The sequence below is a fragment of the Acinetobacter sp. G18 genome (genome assembly GCF_052660225.1).
In genome coordinates, this window is sequence record NZ_CP109658.1 from 1,606,796 (window position 1) to 1,630,266 (window position 23,471).

General features: G+C 36.6%; 21 protein-coding genes. 15 read left to right on the forward strand and 6 right to left on the reverse strand.

Annotated elements, in window-relative coordinates:
• The first annotated feature begins 89 nt into the window (after positions 1-89).
• The gene (gene dnaX, locus NE363_RS07680; RefSeq protein WP_445536193.1) at positions 90-2,258 is read left to right on the forward strand and encodes a DNA polymerase III subunit gamma/tau; all 2,169 of its coding nucleotides are present in this window, start codon (positions 90-92) and stop codon (positions 2,256-2,258) included.
• Positions 2,259-2,582: 324 nt separating this feature from the next.
• Positions 2,583-4,811 (forward strand): phosphocholine-specific phospholipase C, encoded by a 2,229-nt coding sequence (locus NE363_RS07685; protein ID WP_445536194.1) that lies wholly within the window; start codon positions 2,583-2,585, stop codon positions 4,809-4,811.
• A gap of 47 nt (positions 4,812-4,858) precedes the next feature.
• On the opposite strand, the gene NE363_RS07690 is transcribed toward NE363_RS07685, so the two are convergent.
• Positions 4,859-5,293: an acyl-CoA thioesterase gene (locus tag NE363_RS07690; RefSeq protein WP_100290844.1), complete on the reverse strand. Its 435-nt coding sequence runs from the start codon at positions 5,291-5,293 to the stop codon at positions 4,859-4,861.
• Positions 5,293-6,450, reverse strand: a complete 1,158-nt coding sequence (locus NE363_RS07695) for an iron-containing alcohol dehydrogenase (protein ID WP_445536195.1) — start codon at positions 6,448-6,450, stop codon at positions 5,293-5,295. Before NE363_RS07695 ends, NE363_RS07690 begins: the two co-directional genes overlap by 1 nt.
• Positions 6,451-6,753: 303 nt before the next feature.
• On the opposite strand from NE363_RS07695, the gene NE363_RS07700 reads away from it, so the two are divergent.
• The 3 genes from NE363_RS07700 (at position 6,754) to NE363_RS07710 (ending at position 8,516) form a co-directional block, all read left to right on the forward strand.
• Positions 6,754-7,113 (forward strand): YcgJ family protein, encoded by a 360-nt coding sequence (locus NE363_RS07700; protein WP_445536196.1) that lies wholly within the window; start codon positions 6,754-6,756, stop codon positions 7,111-7,113.
• A gap of 398 nt (positions 7,114-7,511) precedes the next feature.
• Positions 7,512-7,742 (forward strand): hypothetical protein, encoded by a 231-nt coding sequence (locus NE363_RS07705; RefSeq protein ID WP_031944961.1) that lies wholly within the window; start codon positions 7,512-7,514, stop codon positions 7,740-7,742.
• A 231-nt stretch (positions 7,743-7,973) separates the two neighbouring features.
• Positions 7,974-8,516, forward strand: a complete 543-nt coding sequence (locus tag NE363_RS07710) for a cysteine hydrolase family protein (protein ID WP_445536197.1) — start codon at positions 7,974-7,976, stop codon at positions 8,514-8,516.
• A gap of 262 nt (positions 8,517-8,778) precedes the next feature.
• Here NE363_RS07710 and NE363_RS07715 read toward each other — a convergent pair whose 3' ends face one another.
• Entirely contained in the window at positions 8,779-9,246 is a 468-nt protein-coding gene (locus tag NE363_RS07715) for a winged helix-turn-helix transcriptional regulator (protein ID WP_191010050.1), read from the reverse strand.
• A 62-nt stretch (positions 9,247-9,308) separates the two neighbouring features.
• On the opposite strand from NE363_RS07715, the gene NE363_RS07720 reads away from it, so the two are divergent.
• The 5 genes from NE363_RS07720 to NE363_RS07740 all read left to right on the forward strand — a co-directional run bounded on the left by NE363_RS07720 (position 9,309) and on the right by NE363_RS07740 (position 13,558).
• Positions 9,309-9,536: a tautomerase family protein gene (locus NE363_RS07720; RefSeq protein WP_004701091.1), complete on the forward strand. Its 228-nt coding sequence runs from the start codon at positions 9,309-9,311 to the stop codon at positions 9,534-9,536.
• A 301-nt stretch (positions 9,537-9,837) separates the two neighbouring features.
• Entirely contained in the window at positions 9,838-10,341 is a 504-nt protein-coding gene (locus tag NE363_RS07725) for a low molecular weight protein-tyrosine-phosphatase (RefSeq protein ID WP_347914312.1), read from the forward strand.
• Positions 10,342-10,360: 19 nt separating this feature from the next.
• Entirely contained in the window at positions 10,361-11,395 is a 1,035-nt protein-coding gene (murB, locus tag NE363_RS07730) for a UDP-N-acetylmuramate dehydrogenase (RefSeq protein ID WP_077169254.1), read from the forward strand.
• A gap of 4 nt (positions 11,396-11,399) precedes the next feature.
• A complete protein-coding gene (locus NE363_RS07735; RefSeq protein ID WP_445536198.1) occupies positions 11,400-12,530 on the forward strand; it encodes a YdcF family protein in 1,131 nt (376 codons plus the stop codon).
• Positions 12,530-13,558 carry an alpha/beta hydrolase gene (locus tag NE363_RS07740; protein WP_004701095.1) on the forward strand — a complete coding sequence of 343 codons (1,029 nt, stop codon included), beginning with the start codon at positions 12,530-12,532 and terminating at the stop codon, positions 13,556-13,558. Before NE363_RS07735 ends, NE363_RS07740 begins: the two co-directional genes overlap by 1 nt.
• Before the next feature lie 60 nt (positions 13,559-13,618).
• Here NE363_RS07740 and NE363_RS07745 read toward each other — a convergent pair whose 3' ends face one another.
• The 3 genes from NE363_RS07745 to NE363_RS07755 form a co-directional block, all read right to left on the reverse strand.
• Complete coding sequence (locus NE363_RS07745; protein ID WP_445536365.1) at positions 13,619-14,122, reverse strand: hypothetical protein; 504 nt, start codon at positions 14,120-14,122, stop codon at positions 13,619-13,621.
• Between the two features lie 61 nt (positions 14,123-14,183).
• Complete coding sequence (locus tag NE363_RS07750; RefSeq protein ID WP_004701100.1) at positions 14,184-15,239, reverse strand: linear amide C-N hydrolase; 1,056 nt, start codon at positions 15,237-15,239, stop codon at positions 14,184-14,186.
• Positions 15,240-15,448: 209 nt separating this feature from the next.
• The gene (locus NE363_RS07755) at positions 15,449-17,122 is read right to left on the reverse strand and encodes an FMN-binding glutamate synthase family protein (RefSeq protein ID WP_019458696.1); all 1,674 of its coding nucleotides are present in this window, start codon (positions 17,120-17,122) and stop codon (positions 15,449-15,451) included.
• Between the two features lie 541 nt (positions 17,123-17,663).
• Between NE363_RS07755 and NE363_RS07760 the strand changes: the two genes are divergently transcribed.
• The 5 genes from NE363_RS07760 to NE363_RS07780 all read left to right on the forward strand — a co-directional run bounded on the left by NE363_RS07760 (position 17,664) and on the right by NE363_RS07780 (position 23,420).
• Complete coding sequence (locus tag NE363_RS07760) at positions 17,664-18,095, forward strand: hypothetical protein (protein ID WP_077163370.1); 432 nt, start codon at positions 17,664-17,666, stop codon at positions 18,093-18,095.
• Between the two features lie 529 nt (positions 18,096-18,624).
• On the forward strand, positions 18,625-19,155 hold the full coding sequence (locus NE363_RS07765) for a Csu type fimbrial protein (protein ID WP_068933623.1): 531 nt from the start codon (positions 18,625-18,627) through the stop codon (positions 19,153-19,155).
• Between the two features lie 89 nt (positions 19,156-19,244).
• Positions 19,245-19,952, forward strand: coding sequence for a fimbrial biogenesis chaperone (locus NE363_RS07770; RefSeq protein ID WP_347914314.1), 708 nt, complete (start codon positions 19,245-19,247; stop codon positions 19,950-19,952).
• Positions 19,953-19,992: 40 nt separating this feature from the next.
• Positions 19,993-22,401, forward strand: coding sequence for a fimbria/pilus outer membrane usher protein (locus NE363_RS07775; RefSeq protein ID WP_445536366.1), 2,409 nt, complete (start codon positions 19,993-19,995; stop codon positions 22,399-22,401).
• On the forward strand, positions 22,392-23,420 hold the full coding sequence (locus NE363_RS07780) for a Csu type fimbrial protein (RefSeq protein ID WP_445536199.1): 1,029 nt from the start codon (positions 22,392-22,394) through the stop codon (positions 23,418-23,420). The genes NE363_RS07775 and NE363_RS07780 overlap by 10 nt, the downstream gene beginning before the upstream one ends.
• The last annotated feature ends 51 nt before the right edge of the window (positions 23,421-23,471 follow it).

A 23,471-nucleotide genomic window follows, 5' to 3' on the forward strand; every position in this document is an offset into this window, starting at 1 on the left:
GTTCGCAGTTTATCTGTACGGATATGAGCTTTATGCGTTCACACTCTTTTAAAAACAAAGTATGCTTATGCCTGTAACAAGGAGCATACATGTATCAAGTACTTGCTAGAAAATATCGTCCACGTAATTTCAATGAGTTAGTGGGGCAAAACCATGTTTCTCGTGCATTAAGTAGTGCATTGGAACGCGGTCGTCTTCACCATGCTTATTTATTTACAGGAACGCGTGGTGTAGGTAAAACTACAATCGCACGTATTTTAGCCAAGTGTTTGAACTGTGAAACAGGTGTGACTTCTACGCCATGTGAAGTCTGTGCAACGTGTAAGGCGGTAAACGAAGGTCGTTTTATTGACCTGATTGAAATCGATGCTGCTTCAAGAACAAAAGTAGAGGATACGCGTGAACTTTTAGACAACGTTCCTTATGCGCCAACGCAAGGTCGTTTTAAAGTTTACCTGATTGACGAAGTACATATGTTATCGACGCATTCTTTTAATGCGTTATTAAAAACACTAGAAGAACCACCAGAACACGTTAAATTTCTATTTGCTACGACTGACCCACAAAAGTTACCGATTACGGTTATTTCACGTTGTTTGCAATTTACTCTACGACCTTTAGCCGTCGATGAAATTACCAAGCACCTTGGTGCTATTCTTGAAAAAGAGCAAATTACTGCTGATCAAGATGCAATTTGGCAAATTGCTGAATCTGCTCAAGGTTCACTGCGTGATGCGTTATCTTTAACTGACCAAGCCATTGCTTATGGACAGGGTGCGGTACATCACCAAGATGTTAAAGAAATGCTTGGCTTGATTGACCGTACGATCATTTATGATTTGATTTTAGCGGTTCATCAAAACCAACGTGAGAAAGTTAGTCAGCTTTTATTGCAATTTAGACATCAAGCTTTAGATGTTTCACTGGTGCTTGATCAGTTGATTTCGACATTGCATGAATTGGCAATTTTACAATATCTACCTGATTTGAGTTTGAAATATAGCGATGAAATCAATCGCAAAATCATGCAACTGTCTAAGCTGATTTCTGCTCAAGATTTGCAGCTTTATTACCAAATTGCATGTAAAGGTCGTTCAGACTTGCAACTTGCCGTAACGCAAGAGCAAGGTTTTGAAATGTGTATTTTACGCTTATTGGCATTCCGTCCTTTAGCGCCAAATGAAGTTTTAGTATCAGAGCCTGTTCAACAAAATGAGCAAGCAGTAGTAGGGCTAAATCAACAAGCTCAGCAAACAGTTCAAGAGATTCCACCTGTAAGTACTATTCAGCTGGTTGAAGTTATTAATCAACCCGCTATGGTTGAACCTGAACCTGAACCTGAACCTGAACCTGAACCTGAACCTGAACCTGAACCTGAACCTGAACCTGAACCTGAACCTGAACCTGAACCTGAACCTGAACCTGAACCTGAACCTGAACCTGAACCTGAACCTGAACCTGAACCTGAACCTAATCAGGATTTAATGGTATTTGATCCAAATCATCATGAGCTAATTGGGCTTGAGTCAGCAGTTGTTCAAGAAACAATTAGTGTTCTGGAAGAAGATTTCATTCCCGTGCCAGAACAAAAGGCAGTACAAGTTCAGGCTGAAACTCAGGCCAAACAAATTGAACCTGAGCCAACTTTTACGGCTGAGCCGCAAGGTTTATTTGAAGAATCTAGCGCTGCTGAATTTTCTCTTGGTCAGGATGCGCCTTTAACTCATGACTTGGTTTCTGAACCTATTATTGAGCAGCAACCATTGGTGCAACCCGAAGTGGTTCTTGAAACTGCTACAGCTGTAGAAGAATCTAGCGCAACTGATAACGGGCAGTTGATGCCTCAGGATATTTTGAAGCTTTCTGCTCAAGTCTTAGAAGGTGAGTGGACACTTGAAAAATGGGAATACTGGTTTAGAAACAGCCAGCTTTCTCCAGCCGTTCAAGAACTTGCTCAACATGGTGTAATGACTGGAGAAATTGGAGGCAATACGATTTTCCATATTCCTCAAGAATATGAAAATATGTTGACCCAATTACAACAAGGCCTCATTGATGCTTTAAAACAACAATGGCCAAATACACAATTTACGGTTGAGTATGGTGCAGTTAATACATCTACACCTTATGTCATGCAAAGCATTCGTAAAGAAAAAGCTTTCCATAGAGCGACAGAGCTATTACAGCAACAACCCGTTATAAAAAGCCTGATTGATACTTTTGATGGCGAACTCCAAAATATTCAATTAAAGCCTTAAATTTACATAAATTTTAACCTTGTGAGAAATGTGGAAATAATAGAGTTTTCATATTTTTCACTGGATTGAAATATTCAAGTCACGCCACTGTCATTGTACTTTTCTATGTTAGCCATTTTAGATTTTAAATGGACTATATATCGTCATGAAAAGGCAATGCGCAGGAACACCTTCCTTTAAATATTCTTATTTTTTATTGATCGGCGCCATTCTGCTGAGTGGTTGTAACGACTCATCAAATGATAATTCAAATACACCAGAGACAGGTAAAAAGCCTGTAATGCGCTGTGCTCCTTAAACTTAAATAATAAAAAGAACCTGATCATGATTACACGTCGTAAATTTTTAAATTACTCTATAAATATGGGTTTTGGTGCTGCGGCATTGGCAGCTTTTCCATCTAGTATTCAAAAAGCTTTAGCAATTCCTGCAAATAATAAAACGGGTACTATTCAAGATATTGAACACGTTATTATTTTAATGCAGGAAAACCGATCTTTTGATCATTACTTTGGTACGTTAAAAGGTGTTCGAGGTTTTGCTGACCGCTTTACAATTCCCTTGCCAAATGGTCGTAAGGTTTGGGAACAGCTTAGACGCAATGGGCAAGTTTTAACGCCTTTTCATTTAGACGGTACAGCCAATAATGCACAGCGTGCAGATGGCACACCGCATACATGGAACGATAGTCAGTTGGCATGGGATAATGGGCGTATGGCGAACTGGCCAACTCATAAGACTGATATATCCATGGGCTACTTTAAAGAAAAAGAAATTCCATATCAGTTTGCGCTTGCCAATGCCTTTACGATTTGTGATGCCTACCATTGTTCTATGCACACCGGAACAGATGCGAACCGATCTTTTCATTTAACTGGAACTAATGGGGCAACACCGACCAAGCGTTCATTTGTAAATAACGAATGGGACTGGATTGATGGTAACCCCGCTACGGCAGATCGCGGTTATACATGGAAGACCTATGCCGAAAGATTAGAAGAAGCAGGGGTAAGCTGGATTTGTTATCAAAATATGCCGGATGAATGGGGCGATAATATGCTTGGTGCATTTCGTTCCTTTAGAAAGGCAAACATTGCTTCTGGCTACCCAGTTGCAAGTGGTGGCGAACCGAATAAACCGTATGCCGATACGGGCCAAAAACTACCGTATAAAGCCTATGATGCTGCAACGGATAATGCCAAAAATCCACTCTATAAAGGCATTGCAAATACCTTACCAGGCAATAAACCCGAAGAATACCTTGACGCTTTTAAAAGAGACATTCGTGAGGGTAAATTACCGCAAGTCTCTTGGATTAACGCGCCATCAATTTACTGTGAACATCCAGATCCTTCAAGCCCAGTTCAAGGGGCTTGGTTTATTCAAGAAATTATTGATGCATTAACTGCTGTGCCAGAAGTATGGAGTAAAACAGCACTGCTTATTAACTTCGATGAAAATGATGGTTACTTTGACCATGTACCGTCACCATCTGCGCCATCACGACTTGCAAATGGTCAGTATGCTGGCAAATCGACATTAAGCAGTGCCGATATGCAGGATGAATATTTTGATCATGCTGCGCCTGAAGGAAGCCATTCTCAGCCTATACCTGATGGTCGTGTTTATGGTCCAGGCCCGCGTGTTCCTTTATATGTGATTTCCCCATGGAGTCGTGGTGGCTGGGTAAACTCGCAAGTGTATGACCATACGTCCGTGCTCATGTTTTTAGAAAAACGTTTCGGTGTAAAAGAGCCGAATATTAGTGCGTACCGCCGTGCAGTGTGTGGTGATTTGACCAGTGCATTTAACTTTAAAACACCAAATGCGGATGTTTTACCTCAGCTCAACGGTAAACAGACACGCTTGCAGGCAGATGCATTAAGAGAAAATCAAGAAGCTTTGCCAGCTGTTCCTGTACCTACGGATATTAAGTTACCGATTCAGCAAAGTGGCATACGTTTGTCGCGTGCGCTACCTTACGAATTGCATACCAGTGCGCGCTGTAAAGCGGACGGTAAGGTACAATTAATATTCTCTAATACAGGTACGCAAGCTGCGGTTTTTCATGTTTATGACAAGCTCAACTTAGACCGTATTCCTAAGCGTTATATTGTCGAGCCAAATAAAACTTTAGATGATGAATGGGATGCTTTAAAAGATAACTTGGGCCGTTACGACTTATGGGTACTCGGTCCAAATGGCTACCATCGTAATTTCAAAGGGGATATTCAACGTATTGTTGATAGTGGCGTTAAACCTGAAATTCGCGTCTGTTATGACATTGCCAATGGTGATGTTTATGTCGAACTTATGAATGAAGGAACCAAGGATGCAATATTGACGGTAAAACCTTGTGCATATCGACAAGATGCGCCGTTACAACTTACCGTAAAAGCGGGACAGGTTGTTAAACAACATTGGGCTTTGGCTGATGTAGGGCATTGGTATGATTTTGAAGTAACTAGTCAAAGTGATCCATATTATTATCGACGTTTTGCTGGTCGGGTCGAAACGGGTGAAGACTCTTTTAGTGACCCTGCAATGATGTAATTTTAGGTGGGCAAAAAGAACAGATCATTTTCTTTTTGCCCCATTTTTTATAATAAATAACTTTTTAAAGCTTCACGAACTGACTCAGAAATAGGTACAGTCTTACGCGTTTCACGATCTACAAACACATGCACAAAATGTCCTTGAGCTGAGGCTTGCTCTTGACCTTGTTTAAAGATTGCCAACTCATAGCGTAGGGAAGTCGTACCGATTTTGCCAATCGCAACACCTACTTGAATAATCTCGGGAAATGATAACTCTTGAAAAAAGCTACATGCTGAATCAACCACTAAACCAATTGATTTCGCTTCATGAATATCAAAACCTGTTTTTTGAATGAGTAAAGCATTGGCTGCTGTATCAAAGTAGCTATAGTAAGTCACATTATTCACATGACCGTAAATATCATTATCTGCCCAACGTGTTTGAATGTCTAAAAAGAACTTAAATTGATCTCGGTTTTTTAAAACGGGTTTAGTCATTAATGAATCGCCTGATAAATTGCTAAAGCAGCGGCTTCTGTCATGTCACGTGGGTTGTTTTGTAGTAAGCGGGTTTGCACCATGGCATCTTGAGCAAGTCGAGGTAAACTCGACTCATCAATACCCAAATCTCTAAGTTTTAAGGTCAAGCCACTACGGTCTAAATGGTTCTGCATATGGTCAATAAACAGATCACATAACCCATCGGTGCTACCATTACTATATGGATCTAGCCATTGCATAAGCTCTGCATAGTATTTTTTTGCATTCGGCGCATTAAATTTTAAAACTTCAACCAGAACTAAGGCATTGGTATGTCCATGCGATAAATGAAAATGCCCACCCAGTGGATAAGCTAAAGCATGTACAGCCGCAACAGGTGAATTAGCAAACGCTTGACCTGCCAGCATTGAACCGAACAGCATGTTTTGACGTGCTTCTAAATCATTACCATCTTTAAGAACTTTCGGTAAGTTATGGTTTAGTAGCTTCAAAGCATTTTTAGCTAAAATATCGGTGTATATATTCTTCTTGTGCTTAGAGGTATATGCCTCAATGGCATGTACCATCGCATCAATACCTGTTGCAGCAGTAATATGCGCTGGAAGGTTTTGAGTAAAAGTAGCATCAAGAATCGCAGTGTCGGCGTACAGTACTGGAGAGACAATCCCCATTTTGGTTGTCTCGCCAGTAGTCACAATTGAAATAGGTGTTACTTCTGAACCTGTACCAGCTGTGGTCGGAATTAAAATAAGTGGAAGGCGAGCTGTGGTGACTTGGTTTACGCCATACATGTCTTGCAAACTTTGAGTCTGGTCGGGGTGGGCGAGTAAAGCGATTACTTTTGCAACATCTAAAGAACTACCACCACCAAAGCCAATAATGGCATCTACATTTTGCTGCTTTGCATAATTGGCTGCATCTAAGACCACTTGTTCTGGTGGGTCAGCCTGAACATCTGCATAAATGTCATATTCAATATTGAGCGTATCTAAAATTTGAAGAATGGGTAGATGTAATTGATTTTTGATCATGCCAGCATCGGTGACTAGCAATAACTTACAATAAGCTTTTGAAGACAAAACATTTTGTAATTCTTGTATAGAACCTAAGCCAGAGATGATATTTGGAACGGTTTGAAACTGAAAATGGCTCATATACGTTATTTCCTTATTCTTGAACATTATTGTTGAATGGTTCTATAAGATTCAATCTTTAAATAACTTAGCATAAGACACCTTAAAATAAAGTAGTTCTGGGGCAATTATGTTGGGCGTTAGATGACATAAACACTATTGTTATCTGTTCGGGATCGAGATGGTTATGCAGATGATGCATAAGTTATTTAAAAAGGCATTGAATGGTGGACTTTTTGTTATTTATAGGCTGGTAGAGGTTTTCTGGCAAGCTTCTAATTTATATAATGCCTTAACAATTAATAATTTTATTCGGTTCTAAAAATGAAAATTTCTAAAACTTTACTTAGTATCATTGGATGTAGTTGCTTCATGTTTAGCTCAGTAGCGATGGCAAAAAACAACTCTGGTGTATTTTCACCTCAAAAGGGTGTAATTTGTGACAAATACATATGCGCAGACAAAAAAGGGATCTCAAAAAAACTTACAACTAAATACTTAGGTCCTTATAAAGCGAATAAGGCTTTCTCTCAAGGCGATTTTGATACTTCAGCATTTACACTCTCAAATGGTGTGTTCTGTGATACCAAAGCAAAACTATGTCATGTCGATCGATACTTTGAAAATGGACATCGTAGTAAAATTGATAGAAATACGACTGATAAGTTATTTAAAAATAAATAAATTTTTTAAAAAATTATATAAAATTCTGAATTGAAATAACCTGCTAAAAGCAAATTTTTTACCATGTACCCTGCTAACTATCGACTAATGGTGGGGTTTTTTATTGTTAAGTATTTCTGTAATATTAATTTAATAGTATAAGTTGGAAAAACCAAATAATTGATTTTAGAAAGTAAAAGGGAGGAGTTCATTTTTTAATAGTTTGAATTAAATAATTATTTATCTTAATTCGTGTTGAGGTTGTATAGACGTTACTAAGTAGGAAATATGATCAAATAACTGTTTCTTATTTTAGGTTTAAGCGTCTTTTCCATTAGGACTTTTTAATGAAAAGTGAAAATGGGTCTTTTTATTTTTAAGAAAAAGCATAATTGATTTGAGATGGGATTTTCATGTTGATGTATACAATTAGATATGTTCATCGGAACAATACTTACTATATCGCTTCAAATAGCGAGGGAAAATTTATTATTTTTGAATCACTTGATTCTGAGTTTCGAATGGGCCATCAAATTTCTTATGAGAATGGGATAATATTTAATTTGACACTAAATGACGAAACGGATGCAGTTATTAAGCTGGAGAGTAATGAAAAAGGGGCCTATGAGTACTTACATTCAATTAAGTAAATAAGCTTTGTTTTTTGAGGAACAACTATGCTATGTTTATTTGCGCTTTAATGATGAGCAAGTTTAATTCATGAACTGTTTACTAAAAAAAATCAATACAACCACCACGACCTTCAGAAAAGGCTGCGTGTGATTTTTTATTAGAGCGACTTAATAAGATACCCCAACCCAGCCAATAATGGCTGGGTTTATTTTTCTCTGCACATTATTGGTATTTTACAGAGAAAGATTATGGAGAAAAGTCATAACTCAAAATCAGCTTTACTTGTTATTGATATGCAAAATGGCCTATTCAATGCAGAGTCGAAACCTTGTAACCATCAACTCATACTTTCAAATATTCTTAAGCTGATAGAACATCACCGATTGAATAACAGACCCATTATTTTTGTCCGTCATGTGGGCGACAAAAATACACCCTTAGATCCAGATAGTCCGAATACTCAACTAATAGCAGACTTATCTTTTAATTCAGATAAAGATTTTGTTATTGAGAAAACTTATCCGAGTAGCTTTAAGAATACGGAGTTAAAAGAACTGTTAGAGAGACTTGATATTGAACAAATTATAGTAACTGGAATGAAAACTGAATATTGTATAGACACGACTATTAGAGCTGCCTCAGAGGCTGGATATAAAGTAATGGTAGCCTCCGATGCACACACTACATTTGATTCAATACATTTAAGTGCCCAATATATAATTGATCATCACAGCCAGATTTTTAGGAATGCTTTTGCTAAGGTAAACACTACAGAAGAGCTTATCTTTTAGTTTTAATTTATAAATAAAATCGTAAAGATAAGTGCTCTTATAGGTGGTTGAATAGTCTTACAAGGGTATGATTTAGCAAACTCGAAAGGTCTTTTTTATTTTTAAGTATTTCTGTAAGATCATGGGGTTGCTTTAAACAACAATAAACCTTAATGATCAGCGCAAAAGTCATAAGGGGAAGCCTACTTGAAAGAGTAGGCTTTTTTTATTTTTAATATGATAGCTTTCCGAACTTGCATCACTGAACTTAAGATGTAGAAATTTATTTTTTAGAATGGATGAGTTTAAGTTCCAAATTCTTCAAATCTATAACTTGATTAGATGAATCAACAAGTTTTAATTTCAGTTCTTCATCGGTACTTTTATCAAAAACTTTGACTACATCTTTACCTTCTTCAATAAAATTACCACCTGACTCAAGCATTGCGAGTAGAACGATATTTAGGCTTTTGCCTTTTTTAGTGAGTAAATACTCTTTACGCTCTCGTACGCCAACTTCTTTATAAATTGATAGTTCGAATATTTCTAATTGGACAAGATGTTTGAGACGATCGGTTAAAACTTGCTTTGATATACCTGTATTTTCTAAAAAATCATTAAATTTCGTTACCCCATAGAAAGCTTCTCTTAATAATAAGATCGTCCATCTGTCGTTCAATATTTCTGTAATTTTGAATATCCCACAGACGTCTACGGGAAATTTATGTTCTGGAATAAATTGATTTGACATTAGAGGAGGCTCCAATTAGGATGAGTCTTTAATTTAGACCTAGAGTTAATTCAGGTAGCATTATGCCATTTATAAATATACAAACTATAGAAGGTTTACTCGATAAAGACAGTAAGGCCGAACTTTTTAAACGCATAACAGACTTATTTGTAGAAATAGAAGGTAAAGGTAATCCTGCTTTTCGGGAACATGTTTGGATTCGTATTGATGAATATCCACCTGAGCAGTGGCAATTAGGGAGCTTAAGGCCAACGAAGGAAATGATTGAGTTAATGACTTCAGCAAAATGATTTATCTAAAGCCCTATGAGTAGGGCTTTTATAATTGAACATGATTTTATTCAAAATATGATTGCTATCTCTAATTAAATTCAAAATAAAAGTTTAGTGACTTTATCGCCTGATTTATCAACTTTTAATCTATTGATAAACATTATTTTCCTTTTCAACCCAACTGAGTTTTGACAAAATGCAACAGGCCATTACGGTCAAGAAAGACTTGACCAGATTTGTAGCTTGTGGGAATTTTGCAGTAACTTTGCAAGCAATCTGTTTATTTTTATGTAATTCAAATGTTTGGAACTAATTTCTAATGGAAACACAATATAAGGTTTTATGTGTCTGTTTAGGAAATATTTGCCGCTCACCCACCGCTGAAGTGGTTTTCAGACATTATTGTGATAAGCATCAACTCAATGTAATCGTCGATTCGGCTGGAACGAGTAATTATCATCCCAATAAAGCACCTGATCAGCGTAGCCAAATGCATGCTAAAAAAAGAGGCTATGATTTGTCGTCTTTACGTGCTAGACAACTTTCAACTCGAGATTTTTTAGATTTTGATTTGATTTTGGCAATGGATCATCAAAATTTTGAAGATATTCATGATTTGCTACAAAACGCTATATTTCAATTTGGTAGTCATCAAATTCGAGCAAAAATTGCATTAATGAGTGAGCATGATCCGCAATATCTAAAACAAGCTTTACCTGATCCTTATTATGGTGGGCAGGAAGGCTTTGAGCGTGTACTTGACCAATGTGAATCAAGTACTTTAGCGTGGGTTAATATCTTAAAAAAACAGTTGAATGTTTAGAAATAGGTTTTTCAATACAATGCAAATTCAAAATCAAGTACAGCTTAAGCCATTCAACACTTTAAGTTTAGATGTGACAGCATCCCATTACACTAAAATCACCTCTATCGAAGATATTAAAGCTGCTTTGGATTTTGCTAAACAGCATGAGTTAAACGTACTTGTTTTGTCTGGCGGTAGTAATATGTTGTTGCCGCAGCAAATTAATGCGCTAGTTATACATCTTGATATTCAAGGTATAGAAGTTTTATCTGAAAATCAGGATTTTGTTCAAGTTAAAGTAGGTGCAGGGCAGGTTTGGCACGATTTTGTTTTATATAGTACTAAGCAGAACTGGTATGGATTGCAAAATTTAGCACTTATTCCTGGATTAGTTGGTGCTTCACCAGTACAGAACATTGGTGCTTATGGCGTTGAAGTTGGTGAGTTCATTGAGTCAGTGCAAGTCTATGACCGGCAATTTAAAGAGATCAAATCAATTTTAGCAGCAGACTGTCATTTTTCTTATAGACATAGCATTTTTAAAGATGATCCGACACGCTACATCATTACGCATGTCACCTTTAAATTACCTAAGCAGCCTCATTTAAAGTTAAATTATGGTGATTTAAAGCAGGCAGTTGGAGACAATCTAACTGCTGAAAATTTACAAAATCAGGTTATTAACATTCGACAAAGTAAACTTCCTGATCCTAAAGAATATCCAAATGTAGGAAGTTTCTTTAAAAACCCAATAGTAAATGCGCATGAGTTTGAACGTTTAATCACACAATTTTCAACAATTCCACATTATCCTCAAGCTAACGGTAACGTTAAAATTGCAGCTGGTTGGTTAATTGATCAAGCAGGTTGGAAAGGTAAGCAGTTGGGTGTGGTGGGTATGTTTCACAAACAAGCATTGGTTTTGGTGAATTATGCCAATGCATCTCTTGCTGATGTGAAGAAAACTTATCAGGCTGTACAGCATGATGTTGATCAGCATTTCCATGTTATGTTAGAACCAGAACCTGTGCTTTATAACAGTTTAGGTTTAATTGAAAATCATACGGAATAGTTTTATGCCAAAAGTACATTTAATGGTACGTTTTGTACAAGTAGTCACTGTGCTATTTGTACTATTAGGCTGTTTCGTAGTTTTTTTATATTCACCATTTTATTCAAAACTTATTGTAGCTGGGCTTAACTATTTTGTACCTGTGGATGTGAATGAAGTGGCTGCGGAAAGCCAGAGAAAAGCTGCCTTAAGTGAACATGATAACTTAGAGCCAGGTTCAAATTTATGGATTGCTCGTCAAGCTTATTTAAAGTTGACCGAAGATGCTTTACGTGAGAAAAAAGCAGCAGATTTGGGCTACATACAAGAAAACTATAAAGCTTTGCAGCAAATTATTCTTTTAGAAGAAAAAGAACAAGAAATGGAAGAAGAGCAAGAAACTTCAGCTGTAAGTGTTCCTTTAGTTGCTAAAAACTCAGAAATAGATGCAGCTGATGAAACAAGTGGTCCTATTGATGAAGCACTTTTTATTAACAGCTCAGAAAATAAAGCGCTTACAGAACAATACACAGAGTTTTTGACAAGAAAACCTGTAGTACCCGAGCATCAAAAAGCGGTAAGCGAACCTGAGCAGAAAGTTGAAGATGTCAGTAAAAATCCACTTCAACCTCAACCAAAAAAACTATCAGAACCTTATGCAATTGTGGTGTTAGGTGGTGGTTTAACTTTAGATAAAAATGGCAAAGACATTGTAGTTAATAGTTATACACGTTTAAGACTGGAAAAAACGTTAGAAGTTGAGCAACAAAATGACCTACCGATTGTGTTGAGTGGTGTTGAGGCACCTTATATGCAGGCATGGCTAAAAAAGCGTGGGGTCGATGCAAAGTTATTAGAACAAAAAAGTATGAATACTTGTGAAAATACTCGTTTTAGTTCGTTACTGCTTCAAAAGAAAGGTGGTGCTCCTACGGTAATGTTAGTCACAGATGAATATCATATGCCGCGTACACGTCGCTTATTTGCTTTGAATGGTATTGAAACGATTCCTGTTATTGCTCCAATGCCAACATCACTTACACGTTGGCAACCGAGTGTACAAAACTACGATCATAGTCGTCGTGCAAATTATGAATTACTTGCGACAATTCGTGACATGCTATTTGGTTCAAGTGATTGTCGAGAGGTGCCTTAATGTCTGAGATTCCATTTCTCAATCCTGCCGTATTAAAACAACTAGATTTACCGGTGCCTAACCGTGATCTCACTCCGCAAGTTTTAAGCCCTCTTAATTTAAATACATTAGAAGAACCTTCTCGTGAACTTTTAGCATATCGCAAATTATACGGGTTACATTTACTCGACTGTGATCACTGGCAAGGCTATGTCCAAATGCCTTTATTCCGTCTACATGTTCAAGTTTTTAAACCTAAATTAGACAAAGTACAAGGAACGGTCTGTTTATTACATGGTTATCTTGAACATAGTGGAATATATCAGCCTATTATTCGTGAAATACTTGAACAAGGTTTTAGTGTAATTACCTATGACTTACCTGGCCATGGTTTAAGTAATGGTTCACCAGCAAGTATTCAAAATTTTGATCATTACCAACAAGTTCTGATGGCTGTTTATCGATATGTTAAACATGCAGATCAGTTACCTAAGCCTTGGGTAGGGATAGGTCAAAGTACGGGTGGTGCAATTTGGATGCACCATTTGCTTGAGTATGCAGAAAAACGCCAAGATCCAATTGTTGATAGAGTTTTATTGCTTTCACCTTTAATTCGACCAGCTAAAACAGCATGGTGGCATAATCCAGTGGGACTTGGCATTATTCGCCGCATTAAACGCCAAGTACCAAGACACTTTAGACGTAATAATCATAATCCTGAATTTTTACGTTTTATTCGTTTAAAAGACCCATTGCAGCCACGCATGATGGGTATGGACTGGATTTTGGCAATGTCGAAATGGATGCAGGAAATGGAAGAACGACCTGCTTGTCGTATTCCTGTCTGGTTGGCGCAAGGTGCATTAGATCAAACAGTAGATTGGCGTTATAACATTGAGTTTATTCGCCGTAAGTTTAGGCTTCAAACCTTATTAATGCTTGAAGAGGGGTCTCATCAATTAATTAATGAGCGTGCAGATATACGTGCAGCTTTAACAGGTTTGATTCCAGCCTTTTTACATGCAAAGCCAAAGCATTTTTATTATTAAAAAAGTAATGCACTCAATCTAGTCAATAGGTTGAGTGCATCAGTTAATTAAATCAGATGATTATTTTAAACTCTTATAAAGCTCAACGAAGTTTTTATAGACCGAAGATTGTTTCTGCGGAGAATACATATTGCGTTCAATAATACCTTTGTCAGTTTTAACTAGAACATTAATGTTTTGAGCATTTTTAAATTCTTGTAAGAATTGACTTGGAATAATAAAGTATGTCGTCGAGTGCTTAGGAACAAGTCGACTAACATTCGTTTTCTCAGTAGCTTGAGCTGGTTTATAACTAAACTGCTTTCCATCAATATCAAATACTAACGAATTAATATCATAGAAGTTGTAACTACTACTTAAATGAACGTCTACACGAACTTGATTTTTCTGTTTTTCATTCCATTTAACCAGTAAGCTTGGACAAAGTTCTGTGGGTAAGCAATTAAGCTGACCAGCTGTTTTTAGCTCAGATGTTGCTGTCGTGGTATTAGACTTATACGAGGTTGTGCTACAAGCTGCTGTAAGTAAACAAGTACCTAATAAAAATAGGGCTTTTTTCATAATGTAATTCCAAGAAAGCACGTTTAATATTATTTATCTTAAAGATGATAAATTTTACCCCTCATTAAAGAGTTTTTGGACTTAAAAAAGCAAATGGTTTCGTAACTTTAAATTCAGATGTCGCGTCACCTGCATAGATATGGCTCTGCTCAGGTCCAAGATCAAGTCTTCGCGTTTTACCGTCTTTAAAATTTATTTTCTTTAAGTCAACCCAAAATACATTTGGTGATAAGGCTGACTCAAAAAAATAAAGCATCTGTTTATGGTCTGCAACAGTTCTCCAGCGAGTCGATGAAATATTAGGCTCTTCTTGTGTGTTTAAACCGTATGGAACCGATGCATTACGAATCACGCTAAATACAGAAGCCTGTGCTTGTTTCATATCATCATTTTTAGGAATTGCATTGATATAGAATGAAGCGCGAGCAAAACGGTCAGAAGCTCGGTTTGTACCAGGAAGCATAACGGTACCACCAATTTGTTTCCAATATTCTGCCAATGCCAATTGTTTATCAAAAGTAGGTGAGTTAGTCATGATTTGATAACTTCGGCTGTGGTGAATAACTTGCTTGCCACCAATGTATTCAATAATTGCGCTATCACCCGTTTTATCTGAAATAGATAAATGTAGTGTCGTTAATCTCGTTTCACCTGGAACACTATCAGTCACAATTGTATAAGGTTCTTTCTCAAGCGCTTTCACAGCCTCATCTACGGTTGCGAAATTATCAAGAACATATTGTGCCCAAGCGGCAATACTTAACAGTGGTTTATTTGATTTTTTTACGTCAGGATATTGAGATTCAACTAGCCATAAGACATTTGCAACTAAACCAGCTTCATTCATTCCATCAGTCGTAGAGACTTCGTAACCGGTTGCAATAACGCTGCCATACTTAGAAGTCCATTTTATTGATTTAGATCCTGCACTTCCATCGCGGGCAACACCACTTGGCAAAATCCATAAATTCGTACCCGTATCAACCTTCCAGTCCATCGAACGGGCAGTAATAACATGTTGATTATTGCCTAAATAAACTGCACGTGTACAAGCAACTGCATAGCTACTTAACCCTACAGCCAATGCGACAAAAGATGAAATGAATGTTTTCTTTAACATGAGAATACACCTTCTTGTTATAACAATTTGAGGATATTTATTTAATAAAATTAAAGCATGTATATTATTTATACTTTAATAGTAGGTGAAAAATACATTAAATACAAACTAAAATAAGAAACTAATTTAAGTAGAAATCACATATAAGTTTAAAATAGAAAAGAGCATCACACTTAACTATGATGCTCAAATTATCAAGTTAATATAAATTAAAAATGATTGGCATCAGCCATATTCCACATTCGGTAATAAAAATTATCACCATCATTATTAAGTTCAGATTGTAAAAGCTCTCCATCTTTTAAGAAAAAGTGCAATTGAGCATAATTCTTAATTTCACGGTCATTTACACGTTGTGCCAAATGATGGGCTTTAATATCCGAAGGATGGCGTAAGCCAGCAGCAGCAATCATTTCAGATAAAGCATGTAATGTATTTTTATGAAAATTAAATACACGTTCTGCTTTAGTGGGAACATGTAAGGCTTTTTGGCGATCTTTATCTTGGGTTGCTACACCTACAGGGCACTGATTCGTATGGCAACTTTGAGCTTGAATACATCCAACTGCGAACATGAATCCTCGTGCTGAATTGACCCAATCTGCACCTAATGCAAATGTGCTAGCAATATCAAATGCACTAATAATTTTACCACTTGCACCAATTTTAACTTGGTCTCTTAACCCTGCACCTACAAGTGTATTATGTACAAAACGTAGGCCTTCACGTAACGGTGTTCCAATATAATCACTAAACTCAATTGGCGCTGCGCCAGTTCCACCTTCAGAACCATCTACTACAATAAAATCAGGAACAATTTTCGTTTCAAGCATTGCTTTCACAATACTCATAAACTGCCAAGGTTGCCCAATACACAGTTTAAAACCAACAGGTTTTCCGCCAGATAATGTGCGTAACTTCTGTAAGAACTGCATCATTTCAATTGGTGTAGAAAAACTTGAATGTTTTGCAGGAGAAATACAATCGTGATCCCGTGAGACACCACGAATTTCGGCAATTTCAGCAGTAATTTTATGCTTAGGTAAAATGCCGCCATGCCCAGGTTTAGCACCTTGTGAAAGCTTTAACTCAATCATCTTGATTTGTGGTAGTTGAGATTGTTTAGCAAATTTTTGCTCGTCAAATTTTCCATCTAAAGTACGGCAACCAAAATAGCCACTGGCAATTTGCCAAACAATATCACCACCATTTTCTAAATGATAAGGACTGAGGCTACCTTCACCTGTATCGTGATAAAACCCGCCTAATTGTGCTCCTTTGTTTAATGCGCGTATTGCATTTGCGCTTAAACTACCGAAACTCATCGCAGAAATATTCATAATAGAAGCGCTATAAGGTTGAAGGCATTGGCTATTACCAATTTGAATCCGAAAGCTCTTTGGGTCTGCCGGTGGACATGGGCTAATTGAATGAACAATAAATCGGTAATCTTCTTGATATACGTTAATAATTGAACCAAAAGGTTTGTCTGCATTTTCATTTTTAGCACGTTGATAAACTAAACTTCTTTGCATGCGCGAGAAGGGTAGTGCATCTTGATCGGCTTCAATGAAATATTGGCGAATTTCAGGACGTATGTCTTCAAATAGAAAACGAAAATGGCCCATGATCGGGTAATTTCTTAAGATAGAGTGCCTATTCTGTAATACGTCATATAAGCCTAATAGACTCAATACACCTGTAAGCACCCATAATCCGTTGAGTAAAGTATCAGAAATAAAATAATAGATACTATGTGGGGTATATACAGTTCTGAACCAAGTGATACTAAGTGCAGTAAAAATACATAAGAACCAGAGAGAATGGCGTGAAAAAAATGTATTGAGAAATTTATGTCGAATAATTTGTGCTGGACTCGCCATATGTGAACAAATTCCTAATGTTTTACTGGTAGATACCTTGCCAAGAAGCAACTTAAACTACAAGTATGGAATTGTTAGTTTCAATGAGGTGGAGCTCAAAAGTAGTCGATGATGCTTAAGATTAAAAAGTTTAATATTCTTATATGCCCAGAGCACTATTTACTCATTTTTTAAAATTTGGATATTTTAGATATTATTAAGTTTTAGATTAGGAATAAGTCTATTAATATTTATATATTATACTTTTAATATGAGCGTTTATTGATTTTAAATATTTGAATAATTACAGAAATAAATTTTGTTAACCCGAGCTTTAATGTTATAAAAAATTATTTTTTTATGTTTATTGCTGTTTTCTTAAATATTTAGCTAGGCTCTTAGAGCCTTGTTTGCTTGTAATTTGATCGTAAGTGTAAATTTTGACTTGTTGATCTGATATTTTTTAGATTTGATTTTTGGTAATATTTGTAGATTGATATAGTATTTTAGACCGATCTTATTACAACTATATAGCACTCTAAAAATTAAGTAGGGAATTGGAATGAGCTGGAAATTATTAACAATTTCTGTTTTTTTTACTGATGTATTTTTATTAGTTTTAATGTTTTATCTAGGTTATGATTTTGAAACTTTTAAAAAAGTTGCTTTAGTTGAATCTTGTCTAGTTGCAGTTGCTATCATTTTTGATGCTATGGAAAGAAAAAAGAAACCTATTTTTCCAGGAAGTATTGTCTATCCCTTATTAGGTATTTTATTTATTTTAGGCTTCACACCTATTCTTGATTTTTTTGCTGTAAGACCTAAAGGATTTCATACTTGGGACATAAAAAATATTTTGATCATTGATGCATATAGTGAAAATTATCCATTTAATAAGTTGGCTTGGTACGGAAAGGCTTATGTTCAGCTTAGCTTTGCGATGGTAGGTGGGGTGTTGGGGTTCATTTTTCATTTGGTATTTAGGAATACTTAAGCAAGTATGTCTTTCTTTATCAATAATTTTATCTTGTTCTAAAGTTAAGGAAATCAATCAAAGCATATTCTAAACTCTTAGAATTCTTATTCATTAAATTTTAATTTCTTATTCATTTAAAATATATAGAATTAAAAAAATGCTTATTTTTTAATCACTTATTGTGAATTTAGTTCTGAAAATAATAAAATATAAAAAATGATGGTAAAATTTAACTAATGAAATTTTATGATTTTTTAATAAAACTAATAAAAAAATTGAATAAAATTACCGGAAATTTCTTTAAAAAGTGGTATATACCATATAAATACTCATAATTGAGAAATCCATCGAAATTTAACTTGTTAATAGATATTTAAAATGAAATGAATAGCTATATTTTTGTTGTTTTTTTGTATGATGCGCGCACAGTAGAGTAAAAAAAAAGACGCTTTGAAAAAACAGTCAAAGAAGCTAGTGATTGGATTGGGGAAGGCTAGTTTTTACATCTATTAATTCTTATTGGCGTAATGTAAAAAGGTTTTCAATCATGAAAAAATCTCTCATCGGTTTATCTGCAATTGCTATGGGTTTAATGTCTATCACCGCTGCAAATGCTGCAACGGCTACTGGTACATTAACTGTTAAAGCCACTATTACGAATAGCTGTGTACTTAATACTTCAGCTACAGGCACAACTGCAAATGCAATCTTAGACTTCGGTACTTTAAGTTCTCTTGCGAGCAATGTAGATGCAGACACGACTACTACAGGTGGTACTGCAATTAAAGTCCTTTGTAACAACACTGTGCCATGGACTTTGGCGTTTGACGCGGGTAAAAATGCTCAGACTACTCAACGCCGTATGATTGGTGGGGCAACAAGTAACGAATATATCCCTTATAACCTTTTCTCTGATACTAACCGTGCAACAGCAATCGCTATTGCAACGGCTGCCTACAGTGGGAATGGCACTGGTTCAGTACAAACAGTGAACGTATATGGCCGTATCCCTGCTGGTTCAGTTTTACCAAGCGCTGGTAGCTATGTTGATACAGTAACTGTGACTGTGACTTATTAATTTTAAATCAGTTCTGTTCATTGTTGTCGCTAGCTCTTTTGTAAGAGCTAGCTCTAGCTTAATTTGAGAAAAGTAATTCTGGGCAAGTTATGAAAAAAAATATCTTTGTTGCTACAATTTTATTGTTATTTTTGCCTAGTGTGTTAAATGCTGCCTCAATACGTCTTTCTCCTGTGAATGTTGAAATATTGAGTGATCAATCTGCATCCTCAATTAGTTTATATAATCAGTCGAACGAAAGTGCTGACTTACAAATACGTATATTTGAATGGACTCAGAATGCTGGACAAGATCAATTAATTCCAACAGATGATATTGCAATTAGTCCACCTTTCTTAAAATTAAAACCGAATGATTCTTATAATTTGCGTGTAGTCCGTATTAAGCCAGAACCAATTTCTGGTGAAAAAACTTATCGTATTATTCTTGATGAATTACCAAAACCTATCGATAGTCGTAAAGCATCGCAAGGTGTAAATGTATTACTTCGCTCATCATTACCTGTATTTGTAGTGAATAAAGATGCGATTACTAAGCTGAGTTGGTCAATACAGAAAGAACAAAACAACGCTTATCTTACTATTAGTAATGTTGGCAATCGCCATGCGCTTTTAAATAATTTAACACTTGTGGATACTACTTCAAATAAAAGTTATCCGATTAAAGTAAATACCGTAAATGGTTATATTCTTTCAGGAAAATCAAGAAATTTTAATATTAGCCCGGATTTTAAATTCCAAGCTGATCATAAATATAATATTTCATTGAATATTAACGGTAAGCCGGCATCTCTTTAAAGAGGCACATATGAAATATCTCGTAAGTGCTTTGTGTGTTATGTACTTGCCGATTCATGCTTTTGCTGAATCATTACAAGACAACACTAATGCCGCTTTGCCTAATATTCCGGAAGTTACAAACTCCGCTTTTCAGACCTCTGGTTCTGATAAAGGCTATATACAACTATTTTTAAATATTTCTATCAATTCTAATACTTCTACCGACTTAATATCGGTACATCAAGACCAAGATAGAAAATTATATATACGGGTCCATGACCTAAAAGCCTTAAGACTGAAAATGGATGAACATATCCCTGACAGCCAATGGGTATGTATTAATGAATTGAAAGGAATCCAGTTTAAGTATCTGGAAAATGAGCAGTCTCTAAACTTACAGGTTCCTGCGAGTATGTTGAGTGATTATTCTGTTGACTTAACTGGTCAACCGACTACAAACACCAACTTACTAAAAATGAAACCTTTAAATGCTGCAATTCTGAATTACAGCATGTATCACACCATTACCAATGATGAGAATATTTTCTCAGGTTCGGCAGAAGGGATTTTTAACAGCGCGCTTGGTAATTTTTCATCAGGTGTTTTATACAACGGTAATAATGAAAATAGTTATAGCCATGAGAAGTGGGTGCGCTTAGAGAGCAAGTGGCAATATGTAGATCCTGAAAAAGTTAGGATATATACCCTAGGTGACTTTATTTCCAATAGTTCTGACTGGGGCAGTAGTGTACGTCTTGCCGGTTTGCAGTGGTCGAGTGCCTATACCCAACGTGGGGATATTGTTACTTCGGCGCTGCCACAGTTTTCCGGTTCAGCGGCGCTGCCTTCTACACTGGACTTATACGTTAACCAGCAAAAGATTTATTCAGGCCTTGTTCCTTCAGGTCCATTTGATGTTAAGCAGCTCCCGTTTATTTCAGGAAATGAAGTTACACTGGTCACCACCGATGCAACAGGTCAGCAAACCATTACTAAAAAATCTTATTACTTTTCATCGAAGATTTTGGCAAAAGGTATAAATGAGTTTTCAGTCGATGTTGGGGTTCCGCGTTATAACTACGGACTGTACTCAAATGATTATGATGATGCCACTTTTGCCTCTGGTGCAATTCGTTATGGTTATAGCAACTCACTGACTTTAAGTGGTGGTGCAGAAGCTTCCACAGATGGTCTTTCCAACGTTGGAACAGGCTTTGCCAAGAACCTGTTTGGTGTTGGGGTGATTAATGCCGACATTGCTGCAAGTCAGTATAAAGATGAAAATGGCTATTCGGCTCTGGTTGGTTTAGAAGGGCGAATTAGCAAGAATATTTCATTTAACACCAGCTACCGCAAAGTATTTGATAACTACTTTGACTTAGCCCGTGTTTCTCAAATTCGATATTTAAAAGAAAATCAGTTTAATGCTGAATCACAAAACTATTTAAACTACAGCGCGCTGGCAGACGAGATTATTAGGGCAGGGATTAACTATAACTTTTATACAGGTTATGGTGTTTATGTCGGCTATAACCAGATCAAATACAGTGATAACTCGTATAAGTTACTGTCTGCCAACTTAAGCGGAAGTTTGAACAAGAACTGGGGTTTTTATAGTTCTGCATATAAGGATTATGAGAACCATAAGGACTATGGCATTTACTTTGCGCTGCGCTATACGCCATCTACCAGAGTCAATGCAATTACAAGTATATCTAATGACAGTGGTAAAACAACCTACAGACAAGAAATCAATGGATTTACAGATCCGCAAATTGGTTCATTTGGATGGGGGGGTTATGTTGAACGGGATCAAGATGCACATGCTAACAATGCATCGGTCTATGGCTCTTATCGCGCACGGGCTGCGTACCTGGCAGGTCGCTATAACCGAATTGGAGATAATGACCAAGTTGCACTTTCAGCGACAGGATCTTTAGTTGCAGCAGCAGGCCGTATATTTGCGGCCAATGAAATTGGAGATGGTTATGCTGTTGTCACCAATGCCGGACCGCAAAGCCAAATTTTAAATGGTGGAGTAAATTTAGGAGAGACAGATAAATCAGGAAGATTCTTAATTGCGAATTTAAGACCGTATCAATCTCATCATATCTATCTAGACCCATCTTATTTACCACTGGAATGGGATGTGACAACGACTAATCGAACAGCACTTGTGGGCTATCGTCAAGGAACTTTAGTTGACTTTGGTGCTCATCGAGTTGTTTCAGGATTAGTCAAAGTTGTAGATAAAAATAACTCGCCATTATTACCGGGTTATAGCGTTCGAATTAATGGGCAACAAGATGCCGTAGTGGGCTATGATGGTGAGGTCTTCGTTCCAAACCTATTAAAGCAAAATAAACTTGAAATAGACCTTCTTGATCATGGTTCATGTCAAGTTAATTTCACTTACGAAAGTCAGCAATACAGTGCTAAAAAATTGGGGCCTTATGTATGTCAATAAGTATTGTAAGTCATAGTTCCTACATGCTAGCCAAAAAGTTTTCATCTACTTTAAAGTATGTTTTAGTTAGTTTATTGTTATTTGTGCTTTATGCTTTTTTTAGTTCAGCACATGCTGCCTGTACGGTAACTGGAACCACAAATAGTACTTATAATTATACGGCGGCAAATATTAATAACGATGCAACTATTAATTTCTCGGGAACGATTAGTTGTATTGGTGGGAAGACTACTCCAGAAATATCCCCCTATATGTGTATGAAGACAGTATTTACAGGGGCTACTACCGCGAATAGTAGTGTGACATTACCCTATACAGTTACGGCAACAGTAGGCGGGGCAGGTTCGACTACGACCAATCAAACGTCAAATGTTTGGTATGGGCCGGTGAAAACAATCGCTACAAATAATATAGTTAGCTACTCAGTTAATATAAAAGTACCAGCTCGATCGGGGACGCTAGTTGCCTATCCTAAAGGAACATACACGGGTAGAGTTCAGCTTTATTGGGATATGCAAGCAAGTTCAAGCACTGTATGCGAAGGTGATAGTGGCGGTGGCTGGGACTCAGGTAATACGACTATCACGGCTAATTATGTAGTACCAAGTTTCTGTCAGTTAGATTCCACATCAAATGTCGATTTTGGCAATATTAGTGATATTGGTATAACTAGTCGTGATTACACGGCTCAAGGTGCGATTAATGCAACTTGCAACAATGGAACACCTTATAGCATTTATTTGGGGGACGGTAATAATCGTATAAGCGGTGGATTTAGACGTATGACTAATGGAAGCAGTCAATATATCCCTTATCAGTTATACAAAGATTCTGCTTATGGCACAGTGTGGGATGCTACAGGTGGTACAACAACGGTGGGTGGTTCCGGTGGAGTGTCAAAGACAGGATCTGGCACTAGTCAAATTTCAAATGTATACGGAATAATTCCACAAGGAACAGCTATTTCAAGTACGCCTGGTAACTATTCAGATAGCATAGTTGTTACAGTGACCTATTAATTATTTACCAACTCACTATTCACTTAAAGTAAGCAGATGGTGAGTTGGTAA